14 protein-coding genes are annotated in these 17,103 nt (G+C 55.9%); 6 read left to right on the top strand and 8 right to left on the bottom strand.

The genetic code is table 11. The annotated features are described in order from the left end of the window. Positions 1-280: 280 nt before the first annotated feature. The 6 genes from C4520_08185 (at position 281) to C4520_08160 (ending at position 7,162) form a co-directional block, all read left to right on the top strand. The gene (locus C4520_08185; protein ID RJP22471.1) at positions 281-568 is read left to right on the top strand and encodes a co-chaperone GroES; all 288 of its coding nucleotides are present in this window, start codon (positions 281-283) and stop codon (positions 566-568) included. Positions 569-590: 22 nt separating this feature from the next. Next, positions 591-2,222 carry a chaperonin GroEL gene (groL, locus tag C4520_08180; GenBank protein RJP22470.1) on the top strand — a complete coding sequence of 544 codons (1,632 nt, stop codon included), beginning with the start codon at positions 591-593 and terminating at the stop codon, positions 2,220-2,222. Positions 2,223-2,327: 105 nt separating this feature from the next. After that, positions 2,328-3,269: an ATP-binding cassette domain-containing protein gene (locus C4520_08175; protein RJP22469.1), complete on the top strand. Its 942-nt coding sequence runs from the start codon at positions 2,328-2,330 to the stop codon at positions 3,267-3,269. Continuing rightward, positions 3,266-4,048: an ABC transporter permease gene (locus C4520_08170; GenBank protein RJP22468.1), complete on the top strand. Its 783-nt coding sequence runs from the start codon at positions 3,266-3,268 to the stop codon at positions 4,046-4,048. Before C4520_08175 ends, C4520_08170 begins: the two co-directional genes overlap by 4 nt. A 1-nt stretch (position 4,049) precedes the next feature. Next, positions 4,050-5,438, top strand: a complete 1,389-nt coding sequence (locus tag C4520_08165; GenBank protein ID RJP22467.1) for a hypothetical protein — start codon at positions 4,050-4,052, stop codon at positions 5,436-5,438. Beyond that, on the top strand, positions 5,261-7,162 hold the full coding sequence (locus C4520_08160) for a DUF4340 domain-containing protein (protein RJP22466.1): 1,902 nt from the start codon (positions 5,261-5,263) through the stop codon (positions 7,160-7,162). The genes C4520_08165 and C4520_08160 overlap by 178 nt, the downstream gene beginning before the upstream one ends. 23 nt (positions 7,163-7,185) lie before the next feature. On the opposite strand, the gene C4520_08155 is transcribed toward C4520_08160, so the two are convergent. From C4520_08155 to C4520_08120, 8 genes are all read right to left on the bottom strand, one after another. After that, a complete protein-coding gene (locus C4520_08155) occupies positions 7,186-7,731 on the bottom strand; it encodes an ImmA/IrrE family metallo-endopeptidase (protein RJP22465.1) in 546 nt (181 codons plus the stop codon). 22 nt (positions 7,732-7,753) lie between these two features. After that, positions 7,754-8,158: an XRE family transcriptional regulator gene (locus C4520_08150; protein RJP22464.1), complete on the bottom strand. Its 405-nt coding sequence runs from the start codon at positions 8,156-8,158 to the stop codon at positions 7,754-7,756. Between the two features lie 214 nt (positions 8,159-8,372). Beyond that, positions 8,373-9,806 carry a Do family serine endopeptidase gene (locus tag C4520_08145; GenBank protein RJP22463.1) on the bottom strand — a complete coding sequence of 478 codons (1,434 nt, stop codon included), beginning with the start codon at positions 9,804-9,806 and terminating at the stop codon, positions 8,373-8,375. Beyond that, positions 9,803-12,559 carry a [protein-PII] uridylyltransferase gene (gene glnD, locus C4520_08140; GenBank protein ID RJP22462.1) on the bottom strand — a complete coding sequence of 919 codons (2,757 nt, stop codon included), beginning with the start codon at positions 12,557-12,559 and terminating at the stop codon, positions 9,803-9,805. Before glnD ends, C4520_08145 begins: the two co-directional genes overlap by 4 nt. Positions 12,560-12,572: 13 nt before the next feature. Continuing rightward, positions 12,573-13,379 (bottom strand): tetratricopeptide repeat protein, encoded by an 807-nt coding sequence (locus tag C4520_08135; GenBank protein ID RJP22461.1) that lies wholly within the window; start codon positions 13,377-13,379, stop codon positions 12,573-12,575. After that, on the bottom strand, positions 13,376-15,367 hold the full coding sequence (locus tag C4520_08130) for a protein BatD (protein ID RJP22460.1): 1,992 nt from the start codon (positions 15,365-15,367) through the stop codon (positions 13,376-13,378). The genes C4520_08135 and C4520_08130 overlap by 4 nt, the downstream gene beginning before the upstream one ends. Beyond that, positions 15,364-16,308 carry a tetratricopeptide repeat protein gene (locus C4520_08125; protein ID RJP22459.1) on the bottom strand — a complete coding sequence of 315 codons (945 nt, stop codon included), beginning with the start codon at positions 16,306-16,308 and terminating at the stop codon, positions 15,364-15,366. Before C4520_08125 ends, C4520_08130 begins: the two co-directional genes overlap by 4 nt. After that, complete coding sequence (locus tag C4520_08120) at positions 16,154-16,975, bottom strand: VWA domain-containing protein (GenBank protein RJP22486.1); 822 nt, start codon at positions 16,973-16,975, stop codon at positions 16,154-16,156. Before C4520_08120 ends, C4520_08125 begins: the two co-directional genes overlap by 155 nt. Between the last annotated feature and the right edge of the window lie 128 nt (positions 16,976-17,103).

Here is a 17,103-nt window from a genome sequence, read left to right as displayed (position 1 = left end):
AAACAATATATTTGTGATTTCCAACAATCCTTTGGCACCCTCATTGCTTTATTAGTTCGATAGTTTGAGTTGCTTTCAGACCTTATCCATTTAACATTAACAGGAGCGGCGCTTGCCGGCTCCTTGAAACCGCATGGATGGGGTTACTTTCTACTTTACAGTTTTGGAAGGGAGGTGTAGTGGCCGCGGGATTCCGGCCGTTCACAGTTCGTGAGCTCCGTCACAGAAGGCGGGAGGATATTCGATCTAGTATGAACTAGTTTGGGAAAGGAGTATCGGTATGAAGGTAAAACCTTTGGCCGACCGGATTCTGGTGCGCAGAATCGAAGAGACCGAGGTCAAGAAGGGCGGGATAATCATTCCTGACACCGCCAAAGAGAAACCCCAAGAGGGTGAAGTCGTGGCTGTCGGACCGGGCGCGACCGGTGAGGACGGCAAGCGTATTCCCATGGAAGTGAAGAAGGGCGACCGCATCCTGATCGGCAAATATGCGGGCACCGAAGTCAAGATCGACGGCAAGGAATACATCATCATGCGCGAAGACGAAGTCCTCGCCATTATCGGATGAGACAGGAAGGGAGGCTCATAATATGCCTGCAAAACAATTGAAGTTCAGCGAAGACGCGCGGCACGCGATTCTTCGAGGCGTTGAGAAGCTGAGCGCGGCCGTGAAGGTGACGCTGGGACCGAAAGGCCGGAATGTGGTCCTCGATAAGAAATGGGGAGCTCCCACCATCACCAAGGACGGCGTAACCGTCGCGAAAGAGGTTGAGCTGGAGGAGCCGTATGAAAACATGGGCGCGCAGATGGTGAAGGAAGTCGCCTCGAAAACGAGCGACGTGGCCGGCGACGGAACCACGACCGCAACCATTCTTGCCGAAGCCATATACCGCGAGGGCCTCAAGAACGTGACTGCCGGCCGCAATCCCATGGACCTGAAGCGCGGCATCGAGAAAGCGGTCGAGGCGGTTGTCGAATCCCTCAAGAAGCAGAGCAAGAGCGTGAAGGACCGCAAGGAGATCTCGCAGGTGGCCACCATCTCGGCTAACAGCGACGCCGCGATCGGCGAGATCATAGCGGACGCGATGGACAAGGTCGGCAAAGACGGCACGATCACGGTCGAAGAGGCGAAGGCGATGGAGACCACGCTCGATGTGGTCGAGGGAATGCAGTTCGATAAGGGCTATCTGTCGCCCTATTTCATCACCGACGCCGAGCGGCAGGAAGCCGTTATGGAAAACGCCTACATCCTGATTCACGAGAAGAAGATCTCGAGCCTGAAGGATCTGCTCCCGCTGCTCGAGAGCACGGCGAAATCAGGGCGTCCGCTCCTCATTATCGCGGAGGACGTGGAGGGCGAAGCCCTCGCGACGCTGGTGGTCAACAAGCTGCGCGGCACGCTGCAGTGCTGCGCCGTGAAGGCTCCCGGCTTTGGCGATCGGCGCAAGGCGATGCTTGAAGACATTGCCATCCTCAGCGGCGGCCGCGCTATCTCTGAGGAGATGGGCGTGAAGCTCGAGAATATAAAATTGGAAGATCTCGGCCGCGCCAAGCGGATAGTGGTCGATAAAGATAACACCACCATTGTCGAGGGCGCCGGCAAGACCGCGGACATAAACGGCCGGGTGAACCAGATTCGCAAGCAGATCGAGGAGACGACCTCGGATTACGACCGCGAGAAATTGCAGGAACGCCTCGCGAAGCTCGCCGGCGGTGTCGCGGTCATCAACGTGGGCGCCGCAACCGAGACCGAGATGAAAGAGAAGAAGGCGCGCGTAGAAGACGCGCTTCATGCTACTCGAGCCGCCGTCGAGGAAGGCACGATCCCGGGCGGCGGAGTGGCGTTGCTGCGCTCGGTTCCGGCGATCGACAAGCTGGAACTCACCGGCGATGAGGCGGTGGGCGCTCAAATCGTGAAACGCGCTCTTGAAGAACCGGCCAGAATACTGGCTGCCAACGCGGGCCTCGAAGGCTCCGTCATCGTTCAGCGACTGAAGAGCGAGAAGGGCTCCATGGGATTCGACGTTGCGGCCGAAGAATTCGTCGATATGTTCAAGGCCGGTATCATCGATCCAACCAAGGTCGCTCGCACCGCGCTTCAGAATGCATCCAGCATCGCCAGCCTTCTGCTGACAACCGAGGCGCTGGTGACTGAAGTACCTGAAAAAGAGGCGCCCGCCCCGGCAATGCCAGGCGGAATGCCCGGCGGCGGCATGTACTAAACCGATCGCCGCTGAAGAAGCAAACGGATCCTGTCTCCGCACGTGCGCGTGCGGAGACAGGAATCCTTGTTTAGAGGAAATGGGAACTTTCGGGGGAACGGCATAATGATCGAAGTGGAACATCTGACCAAGAATTACGGGCAGATATCCGCAATATCCGATGTCTCCTTCACCGTCAACCGCGGCGAGATTCTCGGATTTCTCGGCCCCAACGGCGCCGGTAAAACGACGACCATGCGCATCCTCACGTGTTTCATTCCCGCCACCAGCGGCTCGGCGCGCGTAGCGGGATTTGACGTGTTCACGCAATCGCTCGAAGTGCGCAGGCGGATAGGGTACCTGCCCGAGCGCGTGCCGCTGTATGGGGAAATGGAGGTCGACGCTTATCTCGAATTCGTCGCGCGGATGAAGGGGGTTCCGGCGCGCGACCGGAAACGGGCGATCGAGGAGGTCAAGGATAAGTGCGGCATCCGCGATATTTCCGGCAGGCTTGTCGCAAAACTCTCCCGCGGGTACGCCCAACGCGTGGGAATCGCCCAGGCTCTCCTGAACGAGCCGGAAGTGCTTATTCTGGATGAGCCGACCGTCGGCCTCGATCCGAACCAGATCGTGGAGATCCGCAACCTGATCAAGAGCCTCGCCGGCAAACGGACAATCATCCTGAGCACCCACATCCTTCCGGAGGTCAGCATGATCTGCGACAGCGTCGCCATCATCAACGAGGGCCGCATCGTCGCGAGGGACTCGCTCAGCAGCCTTGAGGCCGATCGGCAGATGAAGCTGCACCTGCTTGTGCGGGGGCCGGACGCGGACGTTTTGCAGGCCTTGGCAGCGATTGAAGGAGTGGAAACGGCCGAGCGAACAGGCAGTGAAGATCAGTGCGTGCGCGTGCGCGTCGCTCTGAAACCGCGCGTGGATGCCCGTGAGATGATCGCCGCCGAGATCGTCCGCAGAGGCTGGGGTCTCGTCGAGCTTCGGCCTGACAGAGCAAGCCTGGAGGATATCTTTCTTCGAGCGACTGCAAAAGAAGCCGAGGTGACATCATGAGAAACGTGCTGACCCTGACCCGGAAAGAGCTGTATTCCTACTTCCAGTCGCCGATCGCTTATGTGGTGATCGCGATATTCCTCCTCATCTCCGGCATCATCTTTTCGCTGCGGTTTTCTATGTTCTATTACGATTCTCTCGAGATCTCGCGTAATCCTTATATGATGCAGCATTACGATTTGAATATCACCGAGTACGTGCTCGAGCCCATGGTCTACACGCTGAGTTTCCTTTCCCTGCTGATGATACCGATGCTCACGATGCGCTCGTTCTCCGAGGAGAAGAAGTCCGGCGCTATCGAACTGCTGTTGACGTATCCGGTGCGCGACATTGAAGTGACCGGCGCGAAGTTCCTCGCATGTTTCCTGGTGTACGCATGCATGATCGCACTGACGGCCCTGTATCCCGCGCTCACCGGAAGATTTGCGCCGGTCGAACCTGCGAGTTTGGCGATGGGATATGCCGGGCTGCTTCTCAGCGGAGCGGCGTTCATCTCGCTGGGCATTTTCATTTCATCACTGACGGAAAACCAGATAATAGCCGTGGCTGGCAGCTACGGTCTGCTCCTGTTTTTCTGGCTGACGGGAGCCGCGGAAAACCTGCTTCCGGCGCCGTATAACGCCGTACTTACCGACCTGTCAATTTTCGACCACATCGAAACGTTCGCCCGCGGCATCTTGAATACGCACGACCTGACGTATTACCTGGTTTTCATCGGATTCTTTATCTTTCTGACGCTCCGCTCGTTGGAGATCTCGAAGTGGAAGGGGAGGGCGTAGAATGAGTCCACGATTGCGATTGTCAACCCGGTACGGAATCAACACGGCCCTGGCGATCCTGATGGCCCTCGGAATCGTTATCCTGATTGAGGCCTTTTCCTATCGGCACAACTGGCGAAAGGATTTCACCGCCAACAAACGCCACAGTCTTTCAGAGCAGACGCTCAACGTTCTCAAGGAATTGAAGGACCCTGTCGCGGTGACGGTGTTTGTGGGAAAAGGCAGCGCTTCGTACGAAGAGGCCCGGGAGCTTTTCGACCTCTACAGCCGCCACGCAAAAGCACTTCAAGTGACCATCATAGACCCGGACCTGACCCCTGACCTTGCACGCGAAGCCGAAATCCGCCGCTACGGGATCCCTGTCGCGTTTTTCGAAACAGGCACCGGACGTGAAACAGTTACAGATCTGGATGAGGAACAGGTCACCAACGCTCTTATCAAGGTTACCCGCGCAGAGAAGAAGAAAGTATGCTTCCTCGAAGGGCACGGGGAGCACCCGCTGGACAGCACGGATGCCGGTGGACTCAGCGTCTCGAAGAAAATGCTTGAAGACAAGAACTATCAGCCCGAAACACTCCTGCTGATGAGAGCCGAGCGCGTGCCGGACGACTGCGCGATTCTGGCGGTGGCCGGCCCGCAGACAGACCTTGCGGAGGCCGAACTGCAAGCCATCGAGCAGTATCTGGCGGCGGGTGGAAGAGTGCTGTTCCTGGTCGATCCGCAAATGGCCCCGTCACTTACTCCTTTCCTCGAAAAGTACGGTATCCTCTTGGGCAATGATATCGTCGTTGACCGCCTCAGCAGGCTGTTCGGCGGCGACTACCTGATGCCGGTGCTGACGACGTATTCTCCGAGCCACCCGATCACTTCGAGCTTTCGTATCGCCTCATTTTTTTCCGTCGCACGCTCGGTCTCGGTTGACGATGCTGCCGCAACCCAGCCGAGTTGGCTCGCGAAAACCGGCGACGGCAGTTGGGCCGAAACGGACATGGCTGCACTCGAAAAGGGAACGGCCTCCTTCGATTCCGGCAAAGACGTGGCGGGACCGATTTCCCTCGCCGCCGCCGCCGAGATCGCCGTCTCCACCGATAGTGAAGGCGAAACAACTGAGGCAAAGCGCGGCGCAGTCGTCGTCTTCGGCGACTCCGATTTCGTCACGAACGCCAAGATTCATCTGTCCGGCGGAGCGGACCTGTTCATGAATACCATGAATTGGCTGGGTCGGGAAGAGGCATTAATAGCGATTCCGCCGAAAGAGAGGAATTTTCAGCCGGTCATGCTGACGGCGACAGACGCGAAACTCCTTTTTGTGCTGCCGGTGATCGTGCTGCCCGGCCTCGTGCTGATCGGCGGAATTCTTGCTTTCGTGAGGAGGAGCAGGCACTCGTGAGTTACAAGCGCACGCTGATCATCTTCCTGTTGTTTGCCGCCGCGGCCGTCTTTTTCTATCTGTATGAGATTCAGGGCGGCCAAAAAAGAAGGGAAGCCGGCGAACAAGCCAAACGAGTGCTTTCTTTCGATCCGGCGGATGCCGCATCGGTGCTCGTCGCGCGTGCGGATGAGACGATCGTAGTCAAAAAAGGAAACGGCGAGTGGGTAATAGCCGAACCGGTGAAGGCGGCCGCGGAGCAACCCAAAATCAAACAGCTCATTACCGCTGCGGCGGAGGTGAAGTTTGAGCGAGACCTGGGAGAGCAGGGTGAACTCAAGCCATTTGGGCTCGACCAGCCGGACCTTTCCATTGAGATCGTTTCGACTGCCGGAAAATCGGAGCGCGTCCTGATCGGGTCGACAACACCCGACGGGAAAAACGTCTATATGAAAAAGGAGGACGCCCCCAATGTTTTCACGGTCGCGGTATCGGCCAAGGATGCGCTGGACCAGGACCTGTACGCCCTGCGCGATAAAAAACTGGTACAGTTCTCCACGCCCGATGTGGAGGAGATAGCATTGCACCGCGATGGGAAATCGGTAACGTTGCGAAAAGAGGACGAAAACCGATGGCGCATGGTCTCTCCTGCGGAAACCGATGCCGATACCGAAAAAATCAACACGCTTCTGGATTCGATACGCTACGCGCGCGTGAAAAAGTTTGTCGAGGAGAACGCCCCCGACCTGCATGCTTACGGGCTGGAACCGGCGGAGGCGCGGGTGGAACTGGGATTAGGTGACAATCGGGAAGTGATTTATTTCGGCGCGAAACCGGCGCCCGACACAAAAGTCGTGTATGCCGTCCGCGGCGAAGATGGCCGCCGCGTCCTCGAGCTCGATGATGCAATCCTGGAAAAGGTAACCGCCTCACCCGACGAATGGCGCGACGAACGATTGGCGAAATTCGACCCTGAATCGGTCCGGAAGCTTGAGATTGAGACAAACAACAGCAAGTTGTCGGTGAAACAAGACGAGAACTCCGGGAAGTGGCTGATGCTGGAGCCGCGCGAGACGCGAGCCGACGCAAGTCGGATCGAATCGTTGTTACGCGGACTGGCGAAAATGAAAGCTGTTCGCTTTGTCAGATCTGACAAAGAAGCTCAAAGCCGCCTGAAACAGCCTCAGCTCCGCTTGCGCCTGTGGGTGCAAGACGAAAACGAGCCGATTCTTGTTTCGTTCACTCAAATGACTGCTGAGGAGGAATATCTGTCCGTTCTGCCTTCGGGAGAATTATGCGTAGTCGATGCGGAAGCGGTGAAGGAGATGTCGGTCGAGCCCGATGATCTCATCGATAAATCGGTTGCCCATTTCGAGGCGGCCGATATCGAGAAAATCGATCTTATAAAAGGTGAAGAGACATATTCAATAAAGAGGAAAGACGTCAGTTGGAACATCCCGCGCAAGCTCAATGCTGAATCGTATGAAGTCGACCAACTTTTGTGGGAGTTGAGCCGGTTGAAGTATGTCAACGTCATCTCCGGCGAAACGCAGGATGCCTCTCTTTTCAAATCACCCGCCTTGGGCATTCGATTATGGAGTGGTGAAGGAACTGAGCCGGAGGTTACGCTGGTCGTGGGAGAACGGCTGCCTGCAAAGGAAACGGTTTATATTCGGGAAGAAGGTTCCGGGCAAGTAATGGAAGTGGAAGCAGCTTTTCTTGCGGAGTGGGTTGAAAGGCTTTGATTGAGAGCAGCGCAGGCGCTTCTTTATGCCAGCAGGCTTTCTTTGTGGCCAAGCACGTCGGGCCGCGTAAAGATATAGTCATAAAAGATGCGCAGGCGCGAGTCCATGATCTGGAACGTCGTATGGTATAATTCGGTCAACTCGCTCAGGTAGCGGAAGTTCATCGGTTTTCTTGCTTCTCTTCTCTTGTTGAATATCTCGATCAGATCGGGCGTCGGCACAATGGCAAGCTGCGCGAAAACACGCGTATGATATTCCATTTCGCCGAGCTGCCACTTATCCTGCATCTTTGTGAAGAAATGGTTGCTTCGGTCGTGCAGAAAGAAATGTCCTAGTTCACAGAAAGCGATAAAGGTACGCTCGCGCTCCGGCAGCCGGGAGCTGATGCAGATATAAGGATTTTCTCCGTACCAGGTAAAGATGCCCTTGAGCTCGCTCAACAGCGGCTTTTCCTGAACGAAGATCTGATATTTTTTGCAGATGCGCTTGAAATCGCCATACCCGAGCGGGCGCTTGTTGAGCCCGAAGTCCGTGCTTTTCTCCAAGCTTTCCAGCCTCTCGTAAAGCATAGTTCTCCTCTGCTTTTGGCGCCTATTCCTTCAGTGTCCCGTCGGGATTTCTCTTGTCGCTGTCGTGGAGCTTGATCTCACGATAGAACTCGGCCAGTTCCTTTTTTGCAAGAGCCGAGAGCTCGCCCAAATCCTCACGCTCGAACAGTGGTGCGAAAGCCGGATCACGCAAAATGGCCAATTCGCGATTGGAAGCCTTCATTCCCTTGGCCGAGAAACTCTTTGCTTCCCCGCCTATATCGTCAAAAGCCCCCATGCTCATCTTCAGCTCATTGGCAATCTTGTGGAGGAGGAGGAAACGGGGTATCTTGAGATCGTTTTCGATGTTGCTCAAGAAACTCTGGCTGACGCCAATGCGCTTCGCAAGCTCATTTGCCTTCATGCCGATCTCTTGCCGTCGCTTTCTGATTATTTTACCGATAGACATATTAACCTCCCACAAGTGTCATTATATCAGCAATTTTTCAGAAAAACAACAAGCACGACAACAAAAAAATTAACCGCTTCAAAAAACAGGCTTCACTCTCCTCCGGCCAGAATGGACCTGAATTACCGTTTCGCCCGGCTTGAAAAATCTTATCGAACAAAGGCTTGCAGCATAAATGCAGCCCTCTGCCGACATCTGTTTGATCCCAAAAGGATTATTCGACCGGGATTTTTACCGCCCTATAGAGCGTCACGTCGCCGCGTTTGACGTAAAAGCTGACCCATTGCCCCGGCTGCAAAGAGGCGAGCACCTGCTGGAATGTGCGTACGTCATTCACCTCTTTCATATTCACTTCAAGGATGATATCCCCCTGCGCGAGTCCGCTTCGATCGGCCGGGCTGCCTGGAACAACCGAATCGACTATAACCCCTGTCATCCCGGCTTGCCTCATTTCGGCGGGAAGTTCCTCGACCGCAAGACCCAGCGCCGTCTTCCTCTCAATCGGTTCCATCGCCGCAAGTTTTGTGGGGAATTTCACCAGCTCAACCGCGAAAGTCTTCTGTTGACCTTCGCGCAGGACTTTCAGTTCTACCATCTGTCCGGGCTTCTTGTGAGCAATCAGCTGCTGGAGCATTTTTGAAGTTTCGACATGCTGCCCGTCAACGGCCCGAACCACATCGCCGTGGCGAAGCCCGGCTACTGCAGCGGGGCTGTCGGGTATCACCTGCTCGACAAGAGCTCCATTGAGATCGGGCACCTTGAGCGCCTCCGCGAGACCTTCGTCGAGATCTCCAATTTGAACGCCGAGGAATCCGCGGATCACCTCTCCATGTTCAACAAGCTGCTGGTATACTTCGAGAGCCATAGCACTCGGAATCGCAAACCCGAGGCCGGTGCCGGCAGCCTGGATAAAGGTATTAATCCCGATGACCTCGCCGTTGATGTTGAGGAGCGGACCCCCCGAATTGCCGGGATTAATGGAGGCATCCGTCTGGATGAAATTCTGGTAGCGAACATCCTTGAGGGGTCCCGGGAAACCCGAGCGCCCGAGCCCGCTGATGACGCCGACGGTCACCGTCTTTTCAAAGCCGAACGGGTCTCCGATCGCGATGGCCCAATCGCCCACCTTTAACTGGGTGGAGTCGCCGAACCTGGCCTCGGGGAGCGGTTGATCGGGTTCGATTTTGACGACCGCGAGGTCGGTCGCGGGGTCGCGGCCCATAACTTTCCCATCATACTCCTTTGAGCGGCCCGTTTCTGGATCGCTCAGCTTCACTTTAATCAGTTCGGAATTGTCCACCAGATGGTTATTTGTAAGAATGTATCCTCGTTTGTCCACAATAACGCCGGAGCCAGCCGCCAGCGCTCTGAACTGGTCGGGAGCTATGTGCGGCGGGAAGGGGAACATCTTGAAGAGGTCTTCATTCATTTTATCCTGCATGTTTTTCAGCGGCAGCCGTTCGGATGTCAAATGCACTACGGTCGGCATCGCCTTTTCGGAAATTTCCACAAACGAATCCTGAAGGTTCTTGAGTACACGCGGGGCGCTCTCCGGCGGCTTTTGCTGAAGCGTCGCTCCACTGACCGGGAACATGAGCAGGGCTACAATGGTGATACCGATGACTTGTAATGATCTTGGCTGTTTCATCTTTCGTTCACTCTCCTTTTTTTCCTTGAGATCAGCAGGGAAGCCGCGGCAGGATTTCTCCGTTCGAGAGCTTCTTCAAGTCTTTCTTCAATTTCCTGCAATCGCAAGGGATCAACGATTTTTTTATTGTTTTCATCCGTGACATAAAAGGCATCGTGCGCCTGGCGGACATCCGTTGTTATCTTCGCAACAGAAAGGTTGAGGCCCATTGCGCTGAAAGTGGAGGCAATATCATAGAGCAGGCCGACCCGATCGGGAGCCTCGATATCTATGACAGTATGCGTCGCGGACACATGGTTGTCGAAGTAAACGCCGCGCCGCAGCGAAACCATCGTTCGCTGCAGGGAGCGGGGGCTTTGTTCGGCGCTTTGCAGCAGGCGTTTCACGTCGCGCTCCCCCCGCAGCACTTTTCTCAGGTGATCCTTGACCTGCGCCCACTTAGTCGACGTCAGCGGGCGATCGCCGCGGGCATCCACCACATAGAAACTGTCAATTGCGACGCCATCGGACCGTGTGAAGATGGAGGCGTTGAGGATGCTTATCTGCTGAGCGGCGAATGTGCCTGCGATATCGGCGAAAAGCCCGAGCCTGTCCCTCGTGCAGATAACGATGTGCGAGAACGAGTACTGGGGAAGCGCCATGCACTTCAATGCGGTATTTCTGCTTTTGAGAGTGGCAATCATGCGAATGTGTTCCGCTATCTCTTTGGGAGTAAACGCCCGCAGATATCGATCCGAAAGGAGCTCGAGATGGCGCCGGACTTCAGAGGCCTCCTTCTTCGGCAGGTACTGGTTTACCGCTCGCGCCTTCGCGGATTCCCAGATCCCCATTCCGTCGCCGCCGGCCGAGGTTCCATCGCCGCCGGCGGAAGGAGGTTCCTCCAGCATCTGCTTTGTCCTCTGGTAGAGATGATAGAGCAAGGCGGATTTCCAGTCGTTCCACGAACCCTGCCGCACCGCGTACAGATCGGCGAATGTCAGAAGATACAGCATGTTCATCATCTCGATGGATCCAACTTCCGCAGCGAATGAGCGTATTATCGCGAGGTCCTCGATGTCCCGGTACTGACTGAGGTGGGCCATCTTGAGATGGTTGCGGACCAGGAAGTTGAGCGTGTGGAGACGACTTCCATTCAGACCGAAACGACTTGCAATTGCTTCGGCAATCTTCGTTCCTTCTGTTACATGCGACGCTTCATGAGCCTTTCCAAAATCATGAAGCAGGATGGCGAGGCTCACGATTGCGGGATCCTTCACCTCCGTCAGAATCCCTTTCAAAATGTCGGTGCCCAGTTCTTTGAGTTGGGGCACAACCGCGAGCGTTTCCAGGGCCCGCAGCGTATGCTCGTGCACTGGATACTGATGAAATGAATCATATCTGACCAGGTTTCTGATTTGCGCAAACTCTGGCAGGTAGCGGTCGAGAAGCCCGATCTCGCTCATCTGTCGGATCGTTGCGCCTACCCGTGACGGGTCCGCCAGGATAGCCAGGAAGTAGTCGCGCGCGACGGGAGAACTCCGAAAATTGTCGTCGATCAATACAAGGTTGTTTCTTATGGAGTTCAGCCCGCTTTCGCTTAGCATGATCCCCCGCTTCTGTGAATACCAGAATACTTCCAGCAACCGGGGAGGATCTTCCCGGAACCACTGAGAGTCATCGGGAGGCAGAAAGACCCTGCGGCGGGCAATTTTTAACCCATGATCCATTCTTCCGCCGCGGGGCCTCTCCTGCTGCCGTACCGGCCTTGAAAAACCCGCCAAGCGAAGCATTTCTTCATAGAAATGATGGAGTTCGTGCGCGTGCGAATAGTAGTCCTGCATGAATAATTCAACCGGCAGAGCGCCTCGCGTGGGCTGATATCCAAAGACGGCAGCTATCTTCTCCTGTCGACTCAAGGTGAGCACGTCATGTGGAGCTCCGCCGTCTAAATGCATCTGGTTCCTGACGCGCCAGATGAAATCGAGCGCCCGTTCAATCCGCAAGAACTGATCCTCGGTCAACAGGCCTTCTGTATGACACTCAGACAGAGATTTGAGGCCGAACTGGGCAAGCACCGCCCATATGCCGGTATGATAATCACGCAGTCCGCCGGCGGTCAACTTGATGTTTGGTTCGCTATGATAAACCTCGCTTCCGGCCTCTCGATAATCCTGCGCTCGCTCTCTCTTCTTGACTCGGATAAATTTTTTTATGCCTTCCGCCCGGAGTTGCGCAAACAACTGCTGCTTGAAGGAAGCCAGGAAATCGCTGTTGCCCAACAGGAGGCGGCCTTCAAGCATGGAGGTGAGCACCACGTCGTCATTGCGTGCAAGCCGCAAGGCCTCGTCGACCGAGCGGACACTATGGCCGACTGTGAAGCCGATATCCCACAGAAAAGGGACGAGGAAATCGTTCAAGGTCTCCATGCTCTGCTGCAGGGGGCCGTCGTGCAGCAGCATGATGTCGAGATCGGAACAGAAACAGAGTTCTTTGCGGCCGTATCCGCCCAGCGCGATCAGCCCGCTCCGGGAGCAGGCATCGGCTCCTCTCGATGATTTCTCAAATATGAAGCTGATCAAGGCATCTGCCAAACCGGTATAGCGGGCTACGACCGCGGCGCCTCCCATCCCTTCGAGATGCATCCGCATGAGGTCCCTCTTCTTCTCCGATACGAACGCCTTCGTCTTCAAAAGAAAAAGCGAACGATCACCACCGCCCGCCGATGGGACGTCCGTCCCGGCAAGCGCATTTTTCAGGTCGTACAGATAGTCCACCGGATATACCCGCTCATATGATTTCCATGTCCGCGTCTTTGATCCATCCGCGCCGTCCGTCGGACAGTTCGATTTGATGCCAGCCGTCCAGTGTCTTGCTGATTTCAAGCTCCGCGCCGTCGTGAAGCGAAAAAGAGACCAGGTACGTTTCGCCCGGGCCCGTGCGGACGCCTGCTTCGGCTGCAATGACCACTGCTTCGGACGGGCGCGCCTGTCGGTAGGTGTGGACAAGGCTGGATAATCCGAAAACCACCATCACGGCCAGCGCTCCGAATGCGGTCCAGCGAGCGGCCCTGGATTTCTTTAAGAGGGCGACGACGCCGGCCAGAACCCCGACACAATACATAATAAGAAAGATGCATTCCGATTCCATTTTACTAAATTCATAGTGAAAGAAGAAGATTTCGCGCAGCAACTCGGTGCTCTTGGGACTGTCCAGCTTGTCCCTCGCCATGTTGCGCGCGAGGCGCAGGTTCGCAAGGATATCCTGCTCCCGCGGCGATATCTGGAGCGCCCTCCGGTACGAAGCGATCGCTTTCCCATAGTGCCCCAGTTTGAAGTGGGCGTTTCCCATGTTGTAGTGAATGTCCGCGTTGCGTATCGCGAAGGTCGACAATATCCCTTCGTACATGCTAACGGCGTTCTCGTAATTTCCTGCCTTGTATTCTTCGTTGGCAATGTCAAAGATCTCGTTTACCTGCCGTTCCGGCAAGAGGGCGTCCTCCGGGATCTCGCCCTGCGCCAGTGAACAGATTGCGAGGAGGCTCAGCAAAAGGGCAACTGCCGTTTGAGCAGGATTTGCATGCAGATTCAGCTTCATCGGCCGATACCCTCCTCATCCTCGAGGCGCTCAAGTAGCCGGCGCGCCCTCGCCATGCAGTCGCGGGCGGCGTTCGAGCTTTTCCTCGAAGACGTAAAGCGCCCGTAATCGCAGAAATCCAGAAATTCCCTCAGCTCGCTTACCACTTCCGGTTGCGCGCCGCGAGCCGTCAGAAGCTCCTCAATCTCGACGGGCGTCAATCCGGCTGAAGCGATATTCAGTTTGGCGGCGATGTATTCGGAGACCGCTTTCGCCGTTTTGGAGAAAACGGTTTTGAAATCCTTTCGGTTGAATGAGTCTTCTGCATCCGCAAGATATGCCTCTGCGGTTCTGGAGGCGAACTTCAGGCGCCGGTACGCGACATCGGTCCTGAGACGCTCCCGCCGCCTGGCGTAGACAAAGCAGAAGGCATACACGAGGATCGGCAGGGGATATGCCAGCGGCCTGATGCGGCGGAGCCAGACCCCCAGTTGGCTGCTTTGCATCTGGCCGATCCGCTCATGAATCGGGAGGAGGTCATCCAAGGCGGATGCTGCAGGACTTTTTCCGGAGCCGTCTGCTTTTTTGAGCACCAGCGTTTCCTTTTCCGCGGGCAGCACCTCCACTTCCAGCATGGTAGACGATGCAAACTCGAACCGCTCCGATTCGGGATTGTAGTAGGGGATCGCGATCTCCGGGATCTGCAGTCGCCCCGCCTGTTGCGGTACCAGCGCAAATTTATATACTTTTTCGCCGACGATTTTTTCGTGATAATTCTTGACGGTGACCGCAGGGTTGTCCGAATATATCTTGACGTCCTTCATTTCGACTTTCGGGTCGGCAAGGTCCCTGATATTGCCTTCGCCGCTCAACGAGAGCGTGAGTGTGATTGATTCGCCCACCTTCACCTGGTCGCTGCTCAATCTGGCCATCATGCTGAACTTGCCGACGCCTCCCCCGTATTCCTCCGGCCGGTCCTGCGACGGAATTGGTCTCACGTGAACGGTAATCGGGCCGGTTTGGGCCGTCCGCTTCACGATATTTTCCGATCGGAACATCTTGAAGAAGTCGTCATCGAAGACGCTTCTCCCGAACGGATCCTGAAATGAGGAAGACTGAGGCTCGCTCCGGCTCGCAACAACTTCATCGTACCGCAACACGACCGGTCCGATCGTCAGCTCTCCTTCCTTGACGGGGAACAGCGGAATCGCTATCTCAGTCACGAGATAGTCCAGACCATTTATATTTTGAGCGTATTCCCGCCTGCTCTCGACTCCCTCGCTCCAGAACGAGGATAGGTCGGGCAGCTCATATCCTGCATTGCGGATGCGGGCGCCGGCCGTTCTGGCGAAACGGAACAGCAGCGTAACCTGCTGCCCCAGGTAAGGCTTATCATTATCGACGCTCGCCTCGATCAGAACGCCCCTTTCTTTCTTTGACGCCGGACGCGTTCCGTTCGACGCGGCCACTTTCAGGCTGGCCGAATTGCTTGTCACGCTTGCGCCCGCATACTCCACGTGCGCGGGGCCCAGCGTGTAATCGCCCACCTGCTGAGGAATGATTATGTAATTGAAGATTTTCGACGAGTTCACCTGCATGTTCACTATCTGAACGCTTTGGGCGCGCCCCTGGAAAACGATCTCGAGCCCGCTGACAGGCGGCAAGATAGGTTCGCTGAAGTCGTTCTTGCCTTCAACGACTATTCTTAAAGGAATACGATCGCCGATCTCGGCCTGAGAAGTACCGAGTTGCAGCGTCACCGCCGGTTCGGCGACGACATCGCGCACTATCGGGGAGGGGGAAAAATTGATGGCCGCCGGCACCAGGACTGCAAGAAGAAAGCCGCGCATTCGTCGATTTGCTCCGGAAACAAGTGTGCGCCACATTGCAGATGTCAGTCCTCCCGATTTTCCAGATACTCCTGTATCGCTGACCCTCATATCTTGATCCTTCACTGGTCTTCCAAGCAATGCCGCCTCGTTAATCGGCGCCGCGCCGTCCTCGCTCACCAGTCTTCAGGATTGGCCACGACTTCGCCATGATATCGCCGCCTGAGGAATTCCTTCATGTTCTGAGCGCTTTCGGCTTCGATAGCCTCAAGGTAGCGCTCGACGTTTTCTTTGCTCATTGCCTCGGCGACCGCGGCCGTTGAAGCTTGTTCTCCGGCACGAGATTCGGCGTCTTGCGACTCCGGGGACCCTTGGGGAGAAGATTGCTGTTCCTGCTGATTCTCATTCTGCTGCTTTTCCTGCTTCTGCTGCTGTTCATTCTCGTTCTGCTGATCTTGCTGGTTTGACGAGTTCTCCTGCTTTTTATTCTCCTGGCTTCGGGACTGCTGCTCCTGATCCTGCTCCCGCTGCTGTTGTTGCTCCATGCGGCGGCGGATTTCGCGACGCACGAATTCCATGTTGTACTTGGCGTCCTCATCTTCGGGATTGTCTTCGAGGGCTTTGAGATACTGCTGAACCGCTTCCTCGAGTTTTCCCATCCGGTAAAGAGCGTTGCCGGCATTATAGTTGCTCTGCGCCCGCAGCTTCGGGTCTTCCGTCTGCGCGGCCTGCAGATATTCCGACAGCGCTCGTTCGCTCTCATTCAACTTGTATTGTGCGTTGCCCAGATTGAACATCACCCGTTCGTCGGCGGGCGCCTCGACCTGCGCCTCCTGATATTTTTTCAGGGCATCCTGATATTTCCCGTCTCTGAAAAAGGAATTTGCCCGGCGCACTTTGCTCGCCAGGCTCTCCGCGGATGCGGAATTCATGGAAAGGAGAAGCAGAAAAAAACAAAGAGAGATTCTAATCAGTCGCATGACGTTGTCTCTCCGCCACCACAATCTCGAGCGCCAGGAGCAGCGTCGCCACCCACAACGGCCATTGGAAGCGCTCCTCCCACCGCTTCGCTCGCGCCCCCTGAAGTTCGCGCTTTTCCATTTTCTGGTTGATTTCCTCATAATATATCTTCTCGAGATCGATGTCTCCGGTTACCGAGCGCACATAGGCGCCTCCCGTAGAGAGAGCGATCTCCTGGAGCATTTCGTCCTCCAGTTTCGTGGTTACCATTCTGCCTTCGCTGTATTTGAACCCGCTGCTCACCGGGATCGGCGATTCTTCGTCTTCACGGCCGATCCCGATCGTGTAAATTCTGACGCCTTTTTCTTTGGCCATTTTTGCCGCCGCCTTCGGGTCGCCCTGCAGGTTGCCGCCGTCGGAGATCAGGATGATCGCCTTGGAACTGCGTTTCTGTTCATCAAACGAACCCGTCGCCACCTGGAGCGCCTCACCCAGATTCGTGCCTTTTTGCGGGACAATGGTCGTATCAATGTAATCGAGAAACATGAGGAACGCTCCGTAATCCAGCGTCAGGGGACACTGTACAAAAGCCGCGCCGGAAAAAACCACCAGCCCCAACCGGTCTCCCCGTACCATTTTCACCAGATCATAGATCTCGCGCTTGGCCCGCTCGAGCCGATTCGGCTTGACGTCCTGGCTCAACATGCTCTCCGAGGTGTCCAGCACAACGACCAGGTCCACGCCGCGCCGTTTGATGTCCTCCCAATGAAATCCCCACCGCGGACCCAGCAGGCCGAGCAGAAGAAAAATAACGCCGGCGACGAACAGGCCGTGCTTCAGGTTCGTTCTCCATCTGCTGACGCCGATTACCAGCCGCGGCAGAATCCGCTCCTCCGCAAATTTGGCCAGCTCGCGTCTCTTTCGTTTCGTTCCGGAGTAGATCAAAAGAACAAATA

It is taken from the genome of Candidatus Abyssobacteria bacterium SURF_5, assembly GCA_003598085.1.
GTDB lineage: Bacteria > Abyssobacteria > SURF-5 > SURF-5 > SURF-5 > SURF-5.
The sequence above is the reverse complement of the archived record's forward strand: the minus strand, read 5'-3'. Positions and strand labels throughout refer to the sequence as shown.

Bases quoted from the DNA above. Each gene is read 5' to 3' on its own strand.
- C4520_08175 (RJP22469.1), top strand. From the start codon at position 2,328: ATGATCGAAGTGGAACATCTGACCAAGAATTACGGGCAGATATCCGCA.
- groL (RJP22470.1), top strand. From the start codon at position 591: ATGCCTGCAAAACAATTGAAGTTCAGCGAAGACGCGCGGCACGCGATT.
- C4520_08125 (RJP22459.1), bottom strand. From the start codon at position 16,308: ATGAGGAAATCAACCAGAAAATGGAAAAGCGCGAACTTCAGGGGGCGC.
- C4520_08155 (RJP22465.1), bottom strand. From the start codon at position 7,731: ATGCTTTACGAGAGGCTGGAAAGCTTGGAGAAAAGCACGGACTTCGGG.
- C4520_08145 (RJP22463.1), bottom strand. From the start codon at position 9,806: ATGAAACAGCCAAGATCATTACAAGTCATCGGTATCACCATTGTAGCC.
- C4520_08135 (RJP22461.1), bottom strand. From the start codon at position 13,379: ATGAAGCTGAATCTGCATGCAAATCCTGCTCAAACGGCAGTTGCCCTT.
- C4520_08185 (RJP22471.1), top strand. From the start codon at position 281: ATGAAGGTAAAACCTTTGGCCGACCGGATTCTGGTGCGCAGAATCGAA.
- C4520_08150 (RJP22464.1), bottom strand. From the start codon at position 8,158: ATGTCTATCGGTAAAATAATCAGAAAGCGACGGCAAGAGATCGGCATG.
- C4520_08165 (RJP22467.1), top strand. From the start codon at position 4,050: ATGAGTCCACGATTGCGATTGTCAACCCGGTACGGAATCAACACGGCC.
- C4520_08170 (RJP22468.1), top strand. From the start codon at position 3,266: ATGAGAAACGTGCTGACCCTGACCCGGAAAGAGCTGTATTCCTACTTC.